We start from the raw sequence: 20,423 nt of genomic DNA on the forward strand, positions 1-20,423 counted from the left end.
CTACCACCATAACTACCCAAGCGATGACCCATGGACTCTGCCAGGCTGATTTTTTCTCTGTCATAACAGCGGATTATAACTTTTTTGAGGAACAATTAAAAAAGGGCGGGCATTTGTGCCCGCCCTTAGGTTCAGACTTGTTAATTCTAACGCTTGGGGCCGATAAAGACACTCTTCCGGTTGCCTTTTAACAACTGGTCATCATACTCGCCCTGTACAGTGAATGTCACCGGTGTGGTCTCTTTGCTCAATAACTCTTGCGGTACGCGAATGAATACCGTACGCGCGGTTACCTTGCCACGACGAGCGGTGGTTACCTGGTCCTTATCCACCAGAATCAGGCCCTCAATCCCCTCCGCACTGATTGTGACAGGGATATCACTGGTCATCTTGTTTAGAATCTTCAAGGTATACTTATTCTGAATACTACCGTCACTCTGCAGCACGAACAACGGTTGACGATCATGGATGACCTTCAACTCCAGGGGCGCCAGAGAGGTCAGTCCATAGGCTATACCCAGCAGGGCCGCCGACATGATTGTGGCGTAGATCCATACCCTGGGCCGTTTGTAGAGGGGCTGGGGTTTCTTGTTCGCCTCCATGGCCTCGTAGGATTCGTAGCGAATCAGCCCTATCGGCCGGCCGATCTTCTCCATGACCTCATCGCAGGCATCGATGCAGAGCGCGCACATAATGCAGCCCTCTTGCTGACCGTGGCGGATATCCACACCGGTGGGGCAGACAGCGATACACATCTTACAATCGACACAATCACCTGTGGTTCGCTCCTCTTCGGATTCTCCTTTCTTAATCCTGCCCCGGGGCTCCCCGCGATGAAAATCGTAGGTGGGCACTACCGTGGCCTTATCGATCATCACACCCTGGATACGGGCATAGGGACAGAGCCAGAAACAGGCCTGCTCACGCATATATCCCGCAAGCACATAGGTGCCGGCGGTAAACAGGGCGATGGTGCCATAGGCGACCGCACTGGCCTGGAGGGTAAACAGATCGCGCCATAGATCGAAGACGTCGTAAAACCAGGCGACGAAACTGATACCTGTCAGCACCGAGATCAGCAGCCAGATCAAGTGTTTGGTTGTCTTGATTCTAGCCTTTTTGAGGCTCATCGGCGCCTCTTCAAGTTTGCGCCGCTTCTGAGGTGTACCCTCAAGCTTATCTTCAAACCAGGTAAACACATCGGTCCAGACAGTCTGGAAACAGAAAAATCCGCAATAGATACGACCCGCCAATGCGGTGGCGACTGCCAGCAAAAGAGCAAAAAAGAGCAGCGTCAGAGAGAGCATCCAGAAATCCTGGGGCAGCACTGTAATCCCAAGGATATGAAATTGACGGTTGGGGATATCGAACAGAACCGCCTGCCGGTCACCCCACTGAAAATAGGGTCCAATGAAGAAGATGATCCAGACCGCGGCACTCAGCCACTTGACATTGCGCCAATACCCCCCCATACGTTTGGCGTGGATAGTCTCCTCGCCGGTATTCAGATGCCAATGCACCGATTCAGCATAAAGGTCATCCACCACAGACTGCCTGGCTGCCGTGTTTTCGTTTCCGCTCAAGGGATCAACTCCTGTGAAATCAGTAATGTCGTTTAGAGAAAATCATATATGCCGACTCTAATGAACACCAATGCGATTTATCAATACATTAGTAACAATTAAACAACCATTCTGCCAGATTTTCCAACTGCGGTTACTAGGGGAATCACAGATACATTTCTCATCCAACAAAAAAAGGGGGGTATTCAACCCCCCTTGACTATCTCTTAGTACTTGCTTGGTTTAGTTTTGATGCTTTTCAGCGTCGCTCTTGATGAGATTTTTAACCTTGAAGGCGAGGAAAATAATAATCACTACACTAATTGCGACAGTGATCATCGAACCCCAAAACACTGCATCTCCGTTCATAGCAAACCCCTGATTTTTTCTAAGACCCCGTGAAGCCTACAGCTCCACGAGGTAATGGTGGAAAAAGTCTACTCAGTGAATAAATTATTCAACCTTGTTTACTGGCCACCACCGAACTTGTGAACATAAACAGCCAGCTTCTTGATGTCATCCTGTGACAGTCTATCACCAAAAACCGGCATCACCGCTTCACGAGTCTTCTGCTCGGTCGCATCATTCACACCATACTTGATGGTGTATTTTATGCTATCCAATACGGACTCGCCCTCAGCGGGTGTAAAGCGATAGATACCATCAGTCAGGTTTGCAGAACCGAGGACAGCCATACCCTTACCGTCCATTCCGTGACAGGCGATACAGCCCTTCTGGGCAAAGTTGGGATCAGAAGTCGGATCACCCGCTTGAATCGCCTTCGCCAGGCTATCGATTTCGGCATCAGACAGGATCTTGCCATGTGCCGTCATGATACCTTTACGACCCATGGTGATGGTCTGCTGAATGTTCTCAATGTTTCCGCCATAGAGCCAGTCATCGTCAGCAAGTACAGGATAACCTGGGCCACCCTGACCACCGCCGCCATGACAGGCCGCACAGTTGTCACCATACAGTACCTTGGCTGAGGCCACTGCATACTGGGAAAGTCCAGGTGCAGCCAATACATCCTTAGCTGACATGCCTTTGATCTGAGTCTCAAACTCGGCACGCACGGCTTCGACCTCATCGACGCCCTTAATGTACTCATCCATCTGAGTCCAGCCCATGACACCTTTGGTCGACTCATGTCCAACTGGCCACATGGGGTAGAGAACACCGTAGACTACCCACCAGATCACCGAGGCCCAGAAGGCCAGCATCCACCAACGTGGTGGTGGGTTGGTCAACTCCCGGAGGTTGTCGTCCCACACGTGTCCGGTATTGTTTTCACCCGGAAAAGAATTGTTATCCGCCATTTTTCTCTCCGCTATCAATTGCATCATCATCGTCCATCGGGATGAAACGGTTCTTCTCCAGCTTCTCCCGATTCTTCGGACGTAAGGCGTAGAAATATACGCCTATCATGAGTAAGAAGGTGACCACCGTCATGATCAGGCCCACCCAATCACTGGTGGTCATAGCCTCCCAGTCAGTATGAAAATAGTCACTGAAACTACTCACGATAGACCTTGTTCTCGTCTAGCTTTGCCATGGTCCCCAAGACCTGCAGGTATGCCACTACAGCATCCTCTTCGGTCTTGCCGGCCAGTTCACCATTGGCACTGGCAATGTCTTCATCGGTGTAAGGGACACCCAGCAGTCTCATGACTGTGAAACGAGTTGCCATATCCTTACCCTCGACCATGCTATCTTTCAGCCAGGGATAGTTGGGCATGACAGACTCTGGCACAACCGAGCGCGGATCCCGTAGATGCTTGCGTTGCCAGTCATCAGAGTATTTACCACCGAGTCTGGCGAAGTCAGGGCCGGTACGCTTGGATCCCCACTGAAAGGGATGGTCGTACATGGACTCTGATGCCAGAGAGTAGTGGCCATAACGCTCTTTCTCATCACGGAAAGGACGAACCATCTGAGAGTGGCAGGTATAGCAGCCTTCACGCTGATAGATGTCGCGACCCGCCAGCTCAAGGGCTGTGTAGGGACGTATGCCATCACCAGGTTTATGGTCCTGCAGCGTCTGACCGGCCTGACGCTGCCAGATCAGCTCAGGTGCTTTGTTGTGTTCCATGGTGGAATTCATGGTAAACAGCGGTACGATCTCGACAATACCACCCACGGTGAGAGACAAAGCCAGGATTAGCAGAAGCAACCAAACGTTCTTCTCCATCTTCTCCTGGAAGGTTGTTGATTGGTTTTCATTCGCCATTTTGCGAAACCCCCTTTAATTAAGCAGATGCCGCAGCGGTGCGGGCTTGCTGCAGACTACCTTCACTGGATGCCTTGGCAACGGTCATAAGAACGTTGATCAACATCATCAATGCACCAAGCAGGAAGATCGCTCCACCCACGGTACGCATGGCGTAGTATGGATGCATCGCTTCAACAGACTCGGCAAAGGTATAGGCCAGGGTGCCGTACTCGTCATAGGCACGCCACATCAGACCCTGCATGATACCGGACACCCACATCGCAACGACATAGATGACCGCACCGATGGTGGCAGTCCAGAAGTGAGCGTTGATCAGCTTCATGGACCACATTTCGGTGTGGAAGGTACGCATCATCAAGTGGTAGATGGCGCCAATAGCGACCATGGCCACCCAACCCAGAGCACCGGAGTGAACATGACCCACAGTCCAGTCAGTGTAATGTGAGAGTGCGTTCACGGTCTTCAGGGACATGACCGGTCCTTCGAAGGTGGACATGGCGTAGAAGGCCAGGGACATGATCATGAAACGCAGAATGTAGTCGGTACGCAGTTTGTCCCAAGCACCGGAGAGGGTCATCATGCCGTTAACTGCACCACCCCATGACGGAATGATCATCGCCAGGGAGACAGCGGCACCGAGTGAACCGGCCCAGTCTGGCAGTGCGGTGTATTGCAGATGGTGGGAACCCAGCCATACATAACCGAACATCAGTGCCCAGAAATGGACCACTGAGAGACGGTAGGAGTAGACAGGGCGACCGGCCTGCTTTGGCACGAAGTAGTACATGATGCCGAGGAAACCGGCAGTCAGGTAGAAGCCCACTGCATTATGTCCGTACCACCATTGAATCATCGCATCCTGGACGCCGGCAAAGGCTGAATAGGACTTGAACAGGTCAACCGGAACCGCCAGGCTGTTAACCACATGCAGGTAGGTGATCATCACCATCATTCCGAGGAAAAACCAGTTAGAGACATAGATATGGGATGTCTTACGGGTCGCCAGGGTCATGATGAAGTTGAATGAATAGACCAGCCAGACCACAGCGATCGCCAGATCAATCGGCCACTCCAGCTCAGCATATTCCTTAGCGGTGGTGATGCCGAGAGGAAGGGTGATTACCGCGGAGACGATAATCAGGTTCCAGCCGATAAAGGTGAACCAAGCCAGCTTGTCACTCCATAACCGAACACCGCAGGTGCGTTGTACGCTGTAGAAAGATGTTGCCATCAATGCACAACCGCCAAAGGCGAAGATTACTGCATTGGTGTGAAGCGGACGTAGACGCCCGAAAGTGATATATGGAATATCGAAATTAAGAAACGGCCATGCCAGTTCGGCGGCGATATAAACCCCCACCAGTGCGCCTACAACAAGGTAGACAACGGCCATGACGGTAAACCAGCGCACAACTGCAAAGTTGTATTTCTGCTCGGCTGCGGCGTCCATGAACCCCCCTCATAAAACTAAGATTGAACAAGACTTTAAAATTTGACTTTTAAGAAAAGCCCCACTACCCACAACTGTGTGAAATGACACAATTGCAGCGTGACATATATCACTCTTAAATGGCTCAGATGTCAATATGAACATTAGAAAAATCTAATGCCAGACAATGAATCTAAGATATTGATATAAAAAATATTTTATAGGCACATTACCTTAATTGACATAGATCAACGAAAGTGAAAAAAACATGTTTTTCCCTATTCCAGATGGTGCTTGGCATTAGAATTGGGCTAATTGGCACAAACAGAGTGTACTTGGCAAGTTTTACCCACCGCATCCAGCAGTCATGGGATGTGGTAAGTAGTTGACTAAATCGAAAGGGTACTCAACGGGAGGTGGCGACTTGCTCTAATTTTTCCCGACTCAGCAGCATCAGACTTTGCTTGCGGAGTCGAATTAATCCGTCTTTTTGGAACCTTGTCAGCACCCGGCTGACTGTCTCTCGCGCAAGACCAAGATAGCTCGCCATGTCACTTCTTGACATGGCCAGATAGAGTCGATTGCTACCCAATCCTCGTAGCGAGGAGCGTATGGCGAGGGAAAGGATGAAGGCGGCCAGGCGCTGATCCGCATTCTGCCGTATCAGCGATGCGGTCACGGAGTGATTCAATGCAACCTCCTGTCCCAGCATTTCAATAAGTGCGCGCTGAACCGCCTCGGGGGAACGTCCACTCTGCTCCAATCGGCCAATATCCAGTACGCAAACGCTACTGGCCTCAAGGGCCCGGACTGAGTAGGAGTAGTAACGATTGGCCATGCCTTCGGCGCCAATCAAATCCCCTGGCAGGTAGAAGCCGATAACTCGCTCCCGCCGGTTCAGATCGGGGAGCATGGTCTTGAAGGATCCCGATTTGACGGCGTAGACGGCATCAAACGGCTGATCGACGCCAAACAGCCTCTCCCCCTTGCTGACCGGTTGGCGGCGCAGCAAGATCCCTGACGGCACTCCACTGTCCGGCGCTGCATAATCCAGAACCTGGCACATGGGATCGAGACCGCACTCCCTGCAAGCGACCTCGAGCAAGTGCTCGCCATCATGTCCATCTGAAAGGCAGCAAGACTTTAACACTGTACAATTAATACCGCAGTTAGGGAGGGGCTCAGTTAAACAGTTCCACCCTCACTTAAATATCGACTCTACCGAAAAACCGTCTCTCTCCAGGATATCACGCAGACGTCTGAGGGCATCCATCTGAATCTGCCTGACACGCTCACGGGTGACACCCAGTTCATTGGCCACCTGCTCCAGGGTGGAATTCTCATAGCCATGCAGACCAAAGCGGCGTTCCACCACCTCGCGCTGCTTGTCATTCAGCTTACTCAGCCATCGGTCGAGATTGGCGTTGAGTCCATCATTCTGAATATCCACCGTTGGATCCATGCTCTTCTCATCGGCAATGGTGTCGAGCAGGGGTTTGTCAGCATCCTTGCCAAAGGGCGTATCCACCGATGTGACACGTTCATTCAGTCCCAGCATGCGCTTGACTTCATCTATCGGCCTGTCGAGCAGATCGGCGATCTCCTCTGAACTTGGTTCATGATCCAGGGTTTGAGCCAGCTTTCTGGCGGCGCGCAGATAGACATTGATCTCTTTGACCACATGAATGGGAAGACGGATTGTGCGGGTCTGATTCATGATTGCCCGCTCAATGGTCTGGCGGATCCACCATGTGGCATAGGTTGAAAAGCGAAATCCCCGTTCAGGATCGAACTTCTCCACTGCTCGAATCAATCCTAGGTTTCCCTCCTCGATGAGATCCAACAGTGCGAGACCACGATTCATGTAGCGACGCGCAATCTTCACCACCAGGCGGAGATTGCTTTCGATCATGCGTTGTCTGGCTGACTGATCGCCTTTTTGCGCGAGCCTGGCGAAGTAGACCTCCTCTTCGGCGGTCAGCAATTTGGATATCCCTATCTCATTCAGATAGAGCCGGGTGGCATCCATCTGTGCATCACCCGGCTCAGGTGATTTGAGCTTAAGGACATCGCTGATATCTTCTGTTTTTTCCTCTACGACCTCTTCGCTGTCAGCGGAATCATCCGACAGGATGACTTCATCTGCCGCAAGATCGTCAATGATCGGACTTTCATCCGAATCATCAGGCTCTACCGGACTTTTACTCATCTCACATCTCCATCAACCTGGACATGCCTGCATACGAAGCTCGTTAGGGATTGCTCGCACAACCGCCAATCCAGCCCCAAGCATGCCTCAATCACCCTTCTCAGTGGTGAGGCCATATTATTTTTATCTACGCGGGAGCAGTGGGAGCGGATTGATCGGCTTCCCCTGCTTCCTGACCTCAAAGTGCAGCATTGGTTGACCACCTCTGTTCGGTGATCCCATTTGAGCCACTATATCGCCTTTGGCTATTTTATCACCCTCTTTTACCAGTAGTTTCCGATTGTACCCGTAGGCACTCAAAAACTCCTGGCCGTGTTTGATGATAACGAGATTCCCATATCCGACCAATCCCCCGCCAGCATACACCACCCTACCGGCTTCGGCTGCCTTTATAGGTTGTCCGGTATCACCCTGGATTCTGATTCCTTTTCGGTTCTGATCCGATTTCGAAAAGGTCTGTACCACTCTACCTTTGGTCGGCCATCTCCAGCTTAACTTAATAGGTTTCTTCACCTGTTGAGACTTTGTCCGCCTGACAGACCCCTCCTGCTTCAACGGGGTCGCTTGGGCCTTGGCAGTCGCCACCCCGGATCGCTTATCCGGCAACGGCTTGATAACAGGAGAGCTCTTTTTCTTCGCTGGGAGCCGATCAGCCTGTGCCGGACGATTAACCCGCCTTGACCTTGTCTCGGGTGGCTTCAGGCGCAAACGCTGACCAGGGTAGATGGAGTAGTTCGGCCCTTTTATCCCATTCCAGGTAGCTAATGAGCGAAAGGAGAGATAGTGCCGCCAGGCAATAGAGTAGAGGGTGTCCCCGGCTTGCACCAGGTAGTAGGTGCGAGAGGTTTTATGCCGAGCCGACGGCGACTGATGCTGTTGTTGACCTGATTCCACTCCCTGCGAGGGTGAGGGTGTGCGGTTGTAGACAGGGGCACTGCCTCTAGACGTACAGGCGGTTATGCCAATCAGCAGACTCAGCAGCAGCATGAGACCGACAGGCCCCAGCTGCACTCTTTGGCGTCGGTGTCTGACAAGCAGAGTTGCGATACCTAACCCCCTGACTATCTCAGATAAATTATTAATATCAAAAAGACGATCACCAACAGCCAGCCAAGACGATCCACATAGCGATGCAGTACCCTCTCCATGCGTGCCCCGCCCCAGGCCATGAGAGCCGCCACCAGGAAGAAGCGTGCCCCCCGTCCAATCACGGATGCGATCACAAAGGGTATAAACGCCATTCCGATCACCCCTGCGGTAATAGTGAATATCTTGTAAGGGATGGGGGAAAAGCCTGCCAGGAATATGGCCCAGAATCCCCATTCGCCGAACCACCCCTTGGTCTCCAGATAGCCTTCCCAATAACCCCAGTTGTGCAGCCAGGGTTGGATCAAATCGAATGCATACACGCCTATCAGGTAACCGAGCATACCGCCTAGGACAGAGGCAAGGGTGGTCAAGCCGGCAAGAAACCATGCCTGGTTTGGCCGGGCCATGCTCATGGGTGCCAACATCACATCCGGGGGGATGGGGAAGAAGGAGGACTCGGCAAAGCTTAGCCCCGCAAGATAGGCAGGCGCATGGGGGTGGCGGGACCACTGCATGGTGCGAGCGTAGAGCGAGGAGAAGAGGCGCATCAGATCATACCACCCATCAACGGCACAAAATTCGCTGATTCAAGATGTTCCTGCTGAAAGCCATCGCTAGTGCGTGTAACCCTGACCATAACCTGTCCTTTTTCGCTCTGGATCGGTATCACCAAGCGACCTCCCACCGCCAATTGATCAAGTAGTGTTTGTGGCAAGCCCAGCGGTGCGGCTGTAACCAATATGCCATCGAAGGGTGCGTACTCTGGTATCCCTATGCCACCATCACTATGCTTGAGACGAATATTGCGTAGACCAAGTTCCCGAAACCTGAGCCGGGCCTGATCGAGCAGCGCCGAAATTCTCTCGACACTGTATACCCGACGCACCAGCTGGGCCAGAATTGCGCATTGATAACCGGAACCGGTACCGATCTCGAGTACCATTTCCGGCACCCCGGCCTCTAACAACGCTTCTGTCATACGTGCCACGGTATAGGGTTGAGAAATGGTTTGACCATGACCTATGGGAAGGGCTGTCTCTTCATAGGCCCGACTGGCCAGCGCCTCATCGACAAAGATATGCCGGGGCGTATTACGCATTGCTTCAAGCACAGCCTGGTGACGAATCCCTTTTTTTCGCAGGCGCTCGATCAAACGCTGCCTGGTGCGTTGGGATGTCATGCCGATCCCTTGATGCTCAGGGCGTATCATCACTGTTCAAGCCACTCGCTGACTGTCTGCAGTGCGCTGTGACGAGTAAGATCCACCTGCAGGGGTGTAACAGAGACATAGCCCTGCCTGACCGTATAAAAATCGGTACCCTGCCCAGCATCCTGCTCAGCCCCCGCGGGTCCGACCCAGTAGATGGTCTTTCCCCGCGGATCGCTGGCCTTGATTACTGGCTCGGCCTTGTGTCTGTGACCGAGACGGGTGGAGCGAATCCCCAGCAGTTGGTCATAAGGAATATCTGGCACATTGACATTCAGAATAACGTTTGACGATAAAGGATAACGCAGCAGTCGACTCACCAGCTCCTGGGCAACCCGGGCCGCCGTTTCGAAATGTTGCGGATCATGGGAATTCATGGAGATGGCAATCGCAGGAAAACCCAAAAAGCGTCCCTCAGTAGCCGCTGCAACAGTACCGGAGTAGAGGACATCGTCGCCCATATTCGGACCCGCATTGATACCCGAGACAACCAGATCCGGTTCATCAGACAGGAGTCCGGTTATTGCCAGATGGACACAATCCGTTGGTGTGCCATCCACACGAATGAAGCCGTTTTCCATGGTGCGGGCACGCAGTGGATTGACCAGGGTTAGAGAGTTGCTGGCACCGCTGCGATCCTGATCCGGTGCCACCACCACGATATCACCAACCGCTGACAGCTGTTCGGCCAGTATCCGCAGACCCGGGGCCTGATAACCATCATCGTTACTAAGGAGGATTTTCATACCGGGCACAATATACTGGAAAGTCTCAACCTTCTCATCCTTCCATTCCACTCTCCGATTGAGATTCCCTTCAGCAGCCCATACCATGCATATAAACACCCGTTGAGGGACTGGGAAATGAGTGACGATGAGAAAAAAACCGATGACAAGACATTGTTATACAAGGCACTTGATGATGTAGAGCCGATACAGCAGCGACGGACTGAGCCCTATCGCCGCAAGTTGCCGCCCAGGCCCCTGAATCTCCCCGTCGGCGATGAGGATGATACCGAACAGGATCTCTATTCCGATCAGGAGATCGAGACAGGCGAGGTACTCGACTATGCAAGGCCCGGTGTACAACACCGTGTCATGCACGATTTGCGTCGCGGCTACCTGGAGATTGGCGCCGAATTGGATCTGCACGGCCTGACCGTACGCCACGCCAGGGATGAGCTGAACCGGTTCCTCAAGATCTGTCAGGAACGGGATATCCGTTGCGTGCGCATCATCCATGGCAAGGGCTATCGGTCAGAGGGAAAACAACCGATTCTCAAGCAGAAGCTCAATCTCTGGCTGAGGCAACGGGATGATGTACTGGCCTTCACCTCAGCCCCCCGTCGGGACGGAGGCACCGGCGCGGCCTATCTATTACTGCGCAATCCGAAAAAGGCAAAGGGATAAATTTCGTATGGGTTATTGAATTTCAATCTAAACCCAGTAAAATACTTGGTTATTGAACCTGCAGTACAAGCATCATCGCTTCCGATGGTATACCCCCTTATGACTTGACTGCCTGTAGACCGCATCGAACGATGCAGGCAATGAGAGGAGATTTGCATTGGCAATCAGAATCAAAAGTCAGTGGCATGATGAGGATAGCTCCCGTTCAGCGGAAGAGCTGGGAGGGGCCATCGCCTTTATCGCCTGGCGTCTCGCTTTGGATAAAGCCATCACCCTGCACGGCAAACACTTCGTGTATGAAAACGACCAACAACGGCTTGCCGTGATTGCCGAATACTTGTGCTTTGAGGCACAAATCAGCGATCGCCTGATCCACAAAATGGTCGATAATGAGTCCCGGGTGGCAATCATCACCGCACTGGTGATGAAACTGGCTGAGCACTTTCAGGACAACGCCAGCGATCTGTTCGGTCCCGGTGACCATGGCAACAGTTTCATTGAACGCTATAACCAACGTTCAGGCGAGTACGCCGAATTCAATTTCGATCAGCAAGGTCCCAGCTATCCGTTTCTGCGACATCTCGGTTATGAGATTCAACAGGTCATGGGAGACAAAGCGCATGAAAACCGCTGGGTCATCGATCAGGTGATGGACGTGGATGCCCCTGAAGTCTACAAACAGCTGGCACGCGCTGTCAGAAATCTCTTTGACTAGGAGATTCCTATGCGTCCCACTCAGTTAATAACCATTCTTGAACAGGAGTTCATCAGCACCCGGGCCGGTCACCATACACCGGTCATGCTCTGGGGGCCCCCTGGTGTCGGTAAATCGGATATGGTGCGCGAAGTCGCTGAAAACCACCGGGCGCCGGTGATCGATATTCGGCTCTCGCAAATGGAGCCCAGCGACCTGAGGGGCATTCCTTTCAGAGTCAATGGCAGCGTGGAATGGGCAATCCCCTCAATCCTACCGAATAGGGAAAGGCATGGCCCGGAGGGAATCCTCTTCCTGGATGAAATCACCTCGGCACCCCCCACTGTCTCCGCTGCCGCCTACCAACTGATCCTTGATCGCCGCTTAGGTGAGTATCAGGTCCCCCAGGGGTGGGCCATCTTTGCAGCAGGCAATCGCCAGGGCGACCGTGGTGTGACCTATAGCATGCCAGCGCCATTGGCCAACCGCTTCTCTCATTTCGAGGTGGAGACCAATCTGGATGACTGGGTTGCCTGGGCCTATCGCAACTCAATCGATGAGCGGATTATCGCCTTCCTGCGTTTTCGGCCCGAACTGCTGTTCGACTTCGATCCCGCACACAATCCCATTGCCTTCCCTTCACCCCGCTCCTGGGAATTCGCCCACCGTGCCCTGCAAAAGTTTGATAATCACCCACAACTCTTGCAGGGTGCCCTACAGGCTTGCGTTGGACCCGCTGCAGGCATTGAGTTGAACGCCTTTATAAACAGTCTCGATAAGATGCCCGATCTGGATGCCATTATCGCCGGGGAGGATCTGCCTGTACCCAAGGAGATAGACCTGCAGTACGCCATAGCCGCAGCCCTGGTGGGGCGTGCCATACGTGCCCATGACGCCGGTGATGGAAGCCTCACCCATGGCCGGATCCTCGACTATGCACGCCAGTTTCCGCAGCGGGAGATGGGGGTGATGCTGGTTTCTGATATGCACCGCGCCATCGGTGAGGCGATTTTCACCGTTCCCCAATTCAGTGATTGGGCCCAGGCGGTGTCGGATGTGATGTTGTATGAATCTTGATTAGTCCGCAAATGAACGCGAATAAACGCAAATGTTTTTCATTCAGTGCGTAGGGTGCGGCTTGCCGCACCGCACAAACAGGCATCGGTGGCATGCGGTGCGGCAAGCCGCACCCTACATTCATATCGATCATTCGCGTTCATTTGCGTTCATTCGCGGACTCAAAATTAAATGAACCAGGAACAGATCGAAACCAAGCTGGCAGCAGCCCGCACCAAATTAATCCTCGACAAGCCCTTCCTCGGTGCGCTAGTTATGCGGCTACCGATGGAGGAAGCGAACCCTGACTGGTGTCCCGCCACCGCCACGGATGCGAAAAAGTTCTATTACAATCCTGAATTTATCGATCAGCTGAGTCTGGACGAGACCCAATTCATGCTCGCCCACGAGGCCCTGCATTGCGCCCTCTCCCATTTTGCCCGCCGCCAGCATCGTCACAAACTCCACTGGGATATGGCCTGTGATTACGCCATCAATCCCTTATTGATAGAGGATGATCTCAAGCCGCCCCCAGGCTCGCTTTTCCTACCCGAGTTCGAGGGTATGACCGCCGAGGAGATCTATCCCCTGCTGGATGAGAAGGATGATGAGACACCCCTGGACAATCATATCTACGATCAGGACAACACCAAGGGTTCGGGGGCCGGCAAAACTGAGAAGGATATATCCAATAAGCAGGATCAGAGCGAGACCGAAAACGAAGGGGATGAGAGCGAGAATCAGCAAAGCGGAGACGGATCAGCCGCCAGCCAACCACCGCCACCCACTCCCGATGAGGCGGAAACCCTGAATATCCAGTGGCAGCAACGCCTTGCCGGCGCAGCCCAATCGGCGATGCAGGTGGGCAAGCTGGATGGGGCGATGGCCCGCATGGTGGATCACCTGTTGCAACCACAACTCCCCTGGCGGCTGCTGCTTGCCCGTTATATGACAGCTATCGCACGGGACGATTTCAGTTATATGCGCCCCGCCCGGAGGGAGGGTGAACATATTCTTCCCAGCCTGCGCAGCAATCAGGTCGAGCTGGTGGTCGCACTGGATAGCAGTGGCTCAATACAGGATCACGAGATGGGTGATTTTTTATCTGAAATCAATGCCCTGAAGGGGCAGATGCGGGCCCGTATCACCCTCCTCGCCTGTGACTCGGCGATTGCCGAGGGCGCACCCTGGGTATATGAGGCCTGGGAGGATTTCCAGCTGCCAGCCAAGATCACCGGGGGCGGCGGCACCAGTTTCGAGCCGGTCTTCGAGTGGATCTCGGCCCAGGGCATGAGACCCGACCTGCTGGTCTATTTCACCGATGCGGAGGGTGCCTTCCCGGACCATGCACCACACTATCCGGTAATCTGGCTGGTTAAAGGAAAAAAAACCACTCCCTGGGGAGAACGGATTCAGCTCAACTGAACTGGGGGATGCTCAATAGAGCCCCTGAAAGGATAAATCTCCTTGGCGACAACCGGATGTTTGTGTTAACTAACCAGCATGGACTGCGTAGAACATTCAATTCTGTAAAATCAGGAACTAACCATCATCGCCGGGGATCAGTTAAAGGCATGACCATGCATGTGATGAAAAAAGCCTCCATCATCGTCCTCCTCATTAGCCTGGTGGCGATATCCAGTGCCAATTCCGAGGAGGGTGAATCGATCCAGTTGCCGGAACTTGGCTCTCCATCAGATCAGTATCTGACACCCGGTGATGAAGCCCGGCTTGGCAAGGAGTTCATGCTCAGTGTGCGTAAAACAGGTAAGGTGCTGGATGATCCCCAGATTACAGAGTACATCCAGCAATTGGGTGACAAACTGCTGAAACAGAGCGAAGCGGTTGGGCAGAAATTCACCTTCTTTGTCATCGATCAGCCAGAAATCAACGCCTTTGCCGGCCCTGGTGGCTACATCGGCATCTATAGCGGCCTGATATTGGCAACCCAAAGCGAGAGTGAACTGGCATCAGTCATTGCCCATGAAATCGCCCATGTCACGCAGAAGCATCTGCTACGCGCCTTCGATGCCGCCAACCGCATGAGCGGTAAGACCGCAGCCCTGCTACTGGCCTCTATCCTGGTGGGGATTTCCGGTTCACCGGATGCCGGCCTTGCCATGGCGACAGGTGTCCAGGCCGGCGCCATACAAGAACAGATCAACTTCACCCGCAGCAACGAAGAGGAGGCGGATACCGTGGGTATCCAAATCCTTGCGAAATCCGATTTCGACCCCCGTGCGATGCCACTTTTCTTTGAGCGCCTGACCCATGCCAGCCGACTCTATGAATCGGGTATACCGGAAATACTGCGTACCCATCCAGTCACAACCAACCGTGTAGCCGATGCGCTGGGACGGGCGGAAAAATACACCTATCGCCAGTTTCCGGGCAACCTGAGTTATCACCTGACACGTGAAGCCTTGCGGGCCAGACAGTTCAAGGATCCAAGCAAGGCTGTCACCCATTTTGCCAGCGGACTCAAAGAAGGACGTCACCTCAATCAGGAGGCCCATAAGTATGGTTCGGCACTGGCCCTCGTGGCTGATCGTCAATTTGGCAAAGCAGAAAAGATTATCGACGAGCTGTTGCGGAATAATCCGGGCCAGATCGAGTACATCCTGGCCAGCGCGGATATTGCGAGGAAAAATGGCAAACATGAACAAGTACTCAAGATACTTGATACCTACTACAGCTTGATGCCGGAGAACTATCCTCTGGCTATTGCCTATATCGAGGCGCTGACCGCTGCGGGCAGATTGGAGAAAGCCCGTGAAATCAGTCAACAATCAATCACTTTGCGTAACAACGAGCCCAGACTCTATCGCCTGCTCAGCAAAATCGAGGAGCTGGACAACAATCAAGTGGAATCTCACCGTATGCTGGCTGAGGCGTTCGCTGCCGATGGGGAGCTAGCAGCCGCTATACAGCAATTAGAGATAGCCTTAAATGGTGTGAATAAATCGGACTTCTTCCTCACATCACGCATAGAATCCCGGCTGAGTAAACTGCGTGATATCGAAAAAGCGCGACAGAAATCTGATCCAAAAAGCAAAAGACTGCAGATCCATCAGCATCTATTCCGGTAAACCCCAATCCACCACGCATAAAACCCAACTCCGGTATGCAGATGACACGCCCTGAAAACCACAAATCACTAATAATTCAACATTTTTCACTTGATATCGTCGATTGTTTAGGTATTCTTACGACCTACCTGTTTAAGGTATGATGTGTATCGGCAAGCCACCATCTACACAAAAACTATTGAAGTGGTTTAGCCATACAGTGAATTGCAACAAGGATGAGTGAGTGCAGGTTGTCGCAACTTTTTTTTATTTATATTGTTCTAAAGCGTCTGATGTCATATGAAATGCCGGAATTGGTACGTCTTGATTGCCCAGTGCAGCAAGACCTTGTACAGAACCGACAGCTAAACCTTGGTGGTTTTTGTCTGACACACGCCTGTAAACAATGATGACGACAATTGATATTGTGCACTCAACCCGGTGGTCATGGTGTAAAGGCTCATTTGTTGATGGGTGGATGGCATATCGATGATTAGAATAACCGGGAAATGAAATTGACCAACCAAATCAGTTTCAAAAAAATAAACTGTTAATCACTAAACTTTCTCAGTCTGGAGAGAATGAATGAGCACTGAAATCAAACGCAGGATCTTCCTCAAAAGATCGCTTGCAGCAGGCACGGTAGGCGTGGCTGCTGCCGCCGGTCTCCTGGCACCTCAACGGCTGCTTGCAGCTTGGAACAAAGAAGCCTTTGAAGCTAAAGAACTGCCAGCCGCATTGAATGCGCTGCTAGGTAGCTCTGATATGGCGGAGTCAGCCGATATCAACGTAAAGGCACCCGACATTGCAGAGAACGGCGCCGTGGTTCCGGTCACCGTCGATACCGGCATGGACGGTGTTGAATCGATTTCCATCATCGCCTCGAATAACCCGGTACCATTGGTAGCGAACTTCGTTATGGGTGCTGGCGCGACAGGTTTTGTATCCACCCGTATCAAGATGGGCAAGACTGGCGATGTAATCGGCATTGTAAAGGCTGGCGGTAAGCTCCACAGCGCCAAGAAAGAAGTTAAAGTCACCATCGGTGGTTGTGGCGGTTGATCCCACTCGGACCAACCCCGGCTACAAAGTATACGAGGAATAGAACATGGCTAAATCGATTAAGATCCGCGCCAAAGAGAAAGGCGGCGTAACCACGGTCAAGGCCCTTATGACCCATCCCATGGAGACCGGTGGTCGCAAGGACAAAAAGACTGGTAAAAAGATACCTGCCCACTTCATCCAAGAGGTGGTATGTAAACATAAGGGCAATACGGTGATGACTGCGGAATGGAGCGGTGGCGTATCCAAGAACCCCTATATTTCATTTAAATTTACCGGCGGCGCCAAGGGTGATGAACTTGAACTCTCCTGGAGCGACAACAAAGGTGGCAGCGACAGCATGACAAGCGCCATCAAATAAACATCACTTGTTTAGATATGCGTAAAAAAGGACGCCCCTGGGCGTCCTTTTTTTATTTAACCACCTATGTTGCTGCCCCATAGTAAGGAACGCTATTCCGGTTTTTTGTTTGCGGCATCCTCTTCCAACAACTTTGCCCACTCATCCTCCAATGATCCCGCTTCAGCCTCACCTGCATCCATTAAGGGTTCATCCGCGTCGGGGATTTCAATGTCGATCGTCTCCAGATCATCCACCAGGGACTCACCGGTTTCGCTCTGTGTATCCGCTTCTGCCGTCTGTTCTGACTCCTCTATCATCTCGTCGGCAATCTCCATTACCTCGTCGATAATCTCTGAAACTTCCTCATCCGCCTCAGCCGCATCTTCATCCAAACTGGCATTTTCCTCAACATCTGCCGCTTGCGACACCTGTTCCACCGCTGCTGCACTCTCCTCAACACTCAAATCTGGTATATCTGTATCGCCTACCAGGTCTGAGACCATTTCATCCACTGGCACATCATCCATCGGGGATTCGGTTACGGAAGAGGATTCGGCTGCACTCTCATCAACCTCGCCACTTTCTCCCGACCCTTCGGGGGTGGGGGACGCGGCTACTTGACTTGCGTCGGCACCACCAGCAAACATGGTCGAGTACTCATTCAACATTCTACCCATGGTATCCATGGTCACACGCAGCTCTTCGGACAACCGCTCGTTTTCGGCTTTTAGACTGGTGATCTCCTCATTATCATCTGATTCTTGAGGAGAACTATCTACCGACCTAGGCACATCAAGCCCCTGATAACCGAGAACAAGATTTTCCACATCCACATCAATCTGCTGTAGATGCAATTGATCATCCTTCATAAAACCATTGATGACATTTTGATAGAGCAACATCTCTGACTGCATCATGTTATGCAGGGTCTGATTCAATTCAGAGTCTTTATACTGGTAACGATCCTGTAAAAGTGCTTTCAAGCGTTGTTCACGTTTTGCCTTGTCGGTTTTAACCCGCTCAGCCAAATGGGCTGCGGCTTTTCTTATCCGGCCTTTTCGTAATAGGGTAAAAACCACTAACAGGCCACTCAAAACCAATAGACCGATCATCACCTCAATAACGATCATCGCTACCAGGGAGCTGACTTCAATCATGGTCATCCCCCGCGTCTACCTTGGCCTTCGTTTTATCCTTATCATCATTGCCGGCCGTTGTCGCATCCCCATCATCGATCAGACTGACCATGTTGCGTTGATTACGTCTGCGTATCCACCAGAAAGCCCCACCACCGCCGGCTATCAACAGCAGATTGATGATGCCAAACCAGATCAATGCAATACCCCATCCACCCTCTTCTTCAGCTTCCGGTTCGGGCTCAGGCTCAGGCTCAGGCTCAGGCTCAGGCTCGGGTTCTGGTTCTGGTTCTGGCACTGGTTCGGGCTGTACAGGTGACGGAGGAGGTTCAGGTTTTTTTACCGCGACCGGTTCTGGGGCCTTCATCCCTTCGATTTCAATGGGTGTGTCGAAATAGGCGATCGACTCTCCAGACAGGGCAGTTGCATGGGCCTTTACCGCTATCTGGCGCGGACCTGTGAAGCTCATGAGGTCAATCTCACCACTACCACCCGAACCACCTGGCGGGCTATTCAATGGCAGGCGGAACTGCTCACCATCAGCACTTTCCAACCAGGCCTCTATTTGCAGGGATTTAGGATCGATCAATTCTGCATCGGGTGTAATTTTTACATCCAGCATGTGACCATCAGTACGAGGTGAGGCCAGGATATTGACCGGTGGTACAATTTCATAGGTCATCCTTTTTTCTCGAACAAAGGTTGGACCGCTAGCAGAAAGGACCAATTCTCCCACACCACTGCCGACTGACTCACCGCCAAACGAGAGGGTGAACATGCCATCACCAGCATTTTCATCAGGATCCTGACCATCATCCAACATGGGCCTGGCTTCAGAGCTGGCACCATCATCCTGCTGCACAGCAGAGACGTTGACCACATCAAGAAATTCCCGTTTTCGAATCAGTTTACCGTGATCACTGAATTTCACTATCACCGGCAGTGACCTGCCTTGTATCAATCTGTTGGGCAGATCGGTTGTCTGCATCTTCAGATCAGTGACAATCATGACCCGGTTATCGGGATCGACCTCAGCACGGATCTTCCACTCACCCGCCTGAGGATCAGAGATGGTCAGCATGTCGTATCCCTGATCCCGATGCCAACTGACTGAGGAAGGTGCATTATCAGCCTTGAAAACCTTGCCATCGGGTGGTACCACTTCAGTCTCTTGTGCGCCTGGCTTGTGAAACACCAATAGGGTCGCTTCGGTAATCGTCTCATCCACCTTAAACTTATTATCCTGCAGGGGGACGGCGTCCGGTTTCCCCACCTTCTCGAATATTCTCAGGAAGACCTTTTGCAACTGCTCGGCATTTTCAACCTGCTCATACCAGCCCCCAGTCTCGCCGGCCAGCTTCCGCATCAGTTCATGGTCCGCGTTCTTTGACAGGGCAATGGTATGGACGGTCGCTTTAAGCTCCGCTAAGCGGGGCAGAATTCGCGTCAGGATACGTTTTTTGGAAGCGGCATTCTTAGTCCTGTCCCTGGAAATATCCACCATCCCGTCAGTGAGCAGGATGACACTACGGCGGTAGGGTCCAGGCGCACCGCTCCAGTCTTCGGTTGAGCGCTTCAGTACATCCTCGATATTGGTGAACTGGCCTGGTGAGCCGATCGACTCCGAACTTTTACGCGCCCGTTTTTTCCACGCCTTGTCGACCTGGCCCAAAGGGATTTGCATATTGACATATTGACCGAAGGTCCAGACACCGGCGCGGGTTTCGGAGGATAAAAGACCAACCAGAAGACGTAGTGCAGGCCGCCTCAGGTTCTGCGGGTCATTCTGTTTCATACTGCCGGAGACGTCGATAAGAATCCGCACATCCGCCTTATCTTCAGCACCCTGCAGTTGGCCGCACCAGAGCGGCAGCCACAGCAGCGCTATAACAACCCAGGCCTTTCCTTTCATCATTTCGATGTCAT

At 52.4% G+C, this 20,423-nt stretch carries 20 protein-coding genes; 7 read left to right on the forward strand and 13 right to left on the reverse strand.

The genetic code is table 11. The annotated features are described in order from the left end of the window. Nucleotides 1-146: 146 nt before the first annotated feature. The 11 genes from ccoG to surE all read right to left on the reverse strand — a co-directional run bounded on the left by ccoG (nucleotide 147) and on the right by surE (nucleotide 10,475). Nucleotides 147-1,583, reverse strand: coding sequence for a cytochrome c oxidase accessory protein CcoG (ccoG, locus tag R2K28_RS15610; RefSeq protein ID WP_316365841.1), 1,437 nt, complete (start codon nucleotides 1,581-1,583; stop codon nucleotides 147-149). Nucleotides 1,584-2,029: 446 nt separating this feature from the next. Continuing rightward, on the reverse strand, nucleotides 2,030-2,881 hold the full coding sequence (gene ccoP / locus R2K28_RS15615) for a cytochrome-c oxidase, cbb3-type subunit III (RefSeq protein WP_316365844.1): 852 nt from the start codon (nucleotides 2,879-2,881) through the stop codon (nucleotides 2,030-2,032). Further along, nucleotides 2,871-3,086 carry a cbb3-type cytochrome oxidase subunit 3 gene (locus R2K28_RS15620; protein ID WP_316365846.1) on the reverse strand — a complete coding sequence of 72 codons (216 nt, stop codon included), beginning with the start codon at nucleotides 3,084-3,086 and terminating at the stop codon, nucleotides 2,871-2,873. The genes ccoP and R2K28_RS15620 overlap by 11 nt, the downstream gene beginning before the upstream one ends. Further along, entirely contained in the window at nucleotides 3,079-3,792 is a 714-nt protein-coding gene (gene ccoO / locus R2K28_RS15625) for a cytochrome-c oxidase, cbb3-type subunit II (RefSeq protein WP_316365847.1), read from the reverse strand. Before ccoO ends, R2K28_RS15620 begins: the two co-directional genes overlap by 8 nt. A 19-nt stretch (nucleotides 3,793-3,811) precedes the next feature. After that, complete coding sequence (gene ccoN / locus R2K28_RS15630) at nucleotides 3,812-5,245, reverse strand: cytochrome-c oxidase, cbb3-type subunit I (RefSeq protein WP_316365848.1); 1,434 nt, start codon at nucleotides 5,243-5,245, stop codon at nucleotides 3,812-3,814. A gap of 385 nt (nucleotides 5,246-5,630) precedes the next feature. Beyond that, nucleotides 5,631-6,290 (reverse strand): Crp/Fnr family transcriptional regulator, encoded by a 660-nt coding sequence (locus tag R2K28_RS15635; protein ID WP_316365851.1) that lies wholly within the window; start codon nucleotides 6,288-6,290, stop codon nucleotides 5,631-5,633. 135 nt (nucleotides 6,291-6,425) lie between these two features. Beyond that, on the reverse strand, nucleotides 6,426-7,433 hold the full coding sequence (gene rpoS / locus R2K28_RS15640; RefSeq protein WP_316365852.1) for an RNA polymerase sigma factor RpoS: 1,008 nt from the start codon (nucleotides 7,431-7,433) through the stop codon (nucleotides 6,426-6,428). A gap of 123 nt (nucleotides 7,434-7,556) precedes the next feature. Further along, entirely contained in the window at nucleotides 7,557-8,420 is an 864-nt protein-coding gene (locus tag R2K28_RS15645) for a peptidoglycan DD-metalloendopeptidase family protein (RefSeq protein WP_316365854.1), read from the reverse strand. A 74-nt stretch (nucleotides 8,421-8,494) separates the two neighbouring features. Next, nucleotides 8,495-9,070 carry a YqaA family protein gene (locus R2K28_RS15650; protein ID WP_316365855.1) on the reverse strand — a complete coding sequence of 192 codons (576 nt, stop codon included), beginning with the start codon at nucleotides 9,068-9,070 and terminating at the stop codon, nucleotides 8,495-8,497. Then, a complete protein-coding gene (locus R2K28_RS15655; RefSeq protein ID WP_116446508.1) occupies nucleotides 9,070-9,702 on the reverse strand; it encodes a protein-L-isoaspartate(D-aspartate) O-methyltransferase in 633 nt (210 codons plus the stop codon). Before R2K28_RS15655 ends, R2K28_RS15650 begins: the two co-directional genes overlap by 1 nt. A 29-nt stretch (nucleotides 9,703-9,731) precedes the next feature. Further along, nucleotides 9,732-10,475, reverse strand: a complete 744-nt coding sequence (surE, locus tag R2K28_RS15660) for a 5'/3'-nucleotidase SurE (protein ID WP_116446491.1) — start codon at nucleotides 10,473-10,475, stop codon at nucleotides 9,732-9,734. 117 nt (nucleotides 10,476-10,592) lie between these two features. Here surE and R2K28_RS15665 point away from each other — a divergent pair, with 117 nt between their 5' ends. The 7 genes from R2K28_RS15665 to soxZ all read left to right on the forward strand — a co-directional run bounded on the left by R2K28_RS15665 (nucleotide 10,593) and on the right by soxZ (nucleotide 17,379). Next, nucleotides 10,593-11,138: a Smr/MutS family protein gene (locus R2K28_RS15665; RefSeq protein WP_316365856.1), complete on the forward strand. Its 546-nt coding sequence runs from the start codon at nucleotides 10,593-10,595 to the stop codon at nucleotides 11,136-11,138. 157 nt (nucleotides 11,139-11,295) lie between these two features. Next, complete coding sequence (locus tag R2K28_RS15670; RefSeq protein WP_316365858.1) at nucleotides 11,296-11,853, forward strand: hypothetical protein; 558 nt, start codon at nucleotides 11,296-11,298, stop codon at nucleotides 11,851-11,853. Between the two features lie 9 nt (nucleotides 11,854-11,862). Then, nucleotides 11,863-12,909 (forward strand): AAA family ATPase, encoded by a 1,047-nt coding sequence (locus R2K28_RS15675; RefSeq protein ID WP_316365859.1) that lies wholly within the window; start codon nucleotides 11,863-11,865, stop codon nucleotides 12,907-12,909. Nucleotides 12,910-13,080: 171 nt separating this feature from the next. Beyond that, nucleotides 13,081-14,313, forward strand: coding sequence for a vWA domain-containing protein (locus R2K28_RS15680; RefSeq protein WP_316365861.1), 1,233 nt, complete (start codon nucleotides 13,081-13,083; stop codon nucleotides 14,311-14,313). A 149-nt stretch (nucleotides 14,314-14,462) separates the two neighbouring features. Continuing rightward, entirely contained in the window at nucleotides 14,463-15,977 is a 1,515-nt protein-coding gene (locus tag R2K28_RS15685) for a M48 family metalloprotease (protein ID WP_316365863.1), read from the forward strand. Nucleotides 15,978-16,541: 564 nt separating this feature from the next. Next, nucleotides 16,542-17,018, forward strand: a complete 477-nt coding sequence (gene soxY, locus R2K28_RS15690; protein ID WP_316365865.1) for a thiosulfate oxidation carrier protein SoxY — start codon at nucleotides 16,542-16,544, stop codon at nucleotides 17,016-17,018. A gap of 46 nt (nucleotides 17,019-17,064) precedes the next feature. Further along, nucleotides 17,065-17,379: a thiosulfate oxidation carrier complex protein SoxZ gene (gene soxZ, locus R2K28_RS15695; protein WP_116448354.1), complete on the forward strand. Its 315-nt coding sequence runs from the start codon at nucleotides 17,065-17,067 to the stop codon at nucleotides 17,377-17,379. 92 nt (nucleotides 17,380-17,471) lie between these two features. On the opposite strand, the gene R2K28_RS15700 is transcribed toward soxZ, so the two are convergent. After that, a complete protein-coding gene (locus R2K28_RS15700; protein WP_316365868.1) occupies nucleotides 17,472-18,518 on the reverse strand; it encodes a hypothetical protein in 1,047 nt (348 codons plus the stop codon). Then, entirely contained in the window at nucleotides 18,511-20,412 is a 1,902-nt protein-coding gene (locus R2K28_RS15705; RefSeq protein WP_316365870.1) for a vWA domain-containing protein, read from the reverse strand. The genes R2K28_RS15700 and R2K28_RS15705 overlap by 8 nt, the downstream gene beginning before the upstream one ends. Between the last annotated feature and the right edge of the window lie 11 nt (nucleotides 20,413-20,423).

The organism is Candidatus Thiodiazotropha sp. CDECU1, from assembly GCF_963455295.1.
In the GTDB taxonomy this organism is placed as follows: Bacteria; Pseudomonadota; Gammaproteobacteria; order Chromatiales; family Chromatiaceae; genus Thiodiazotropha.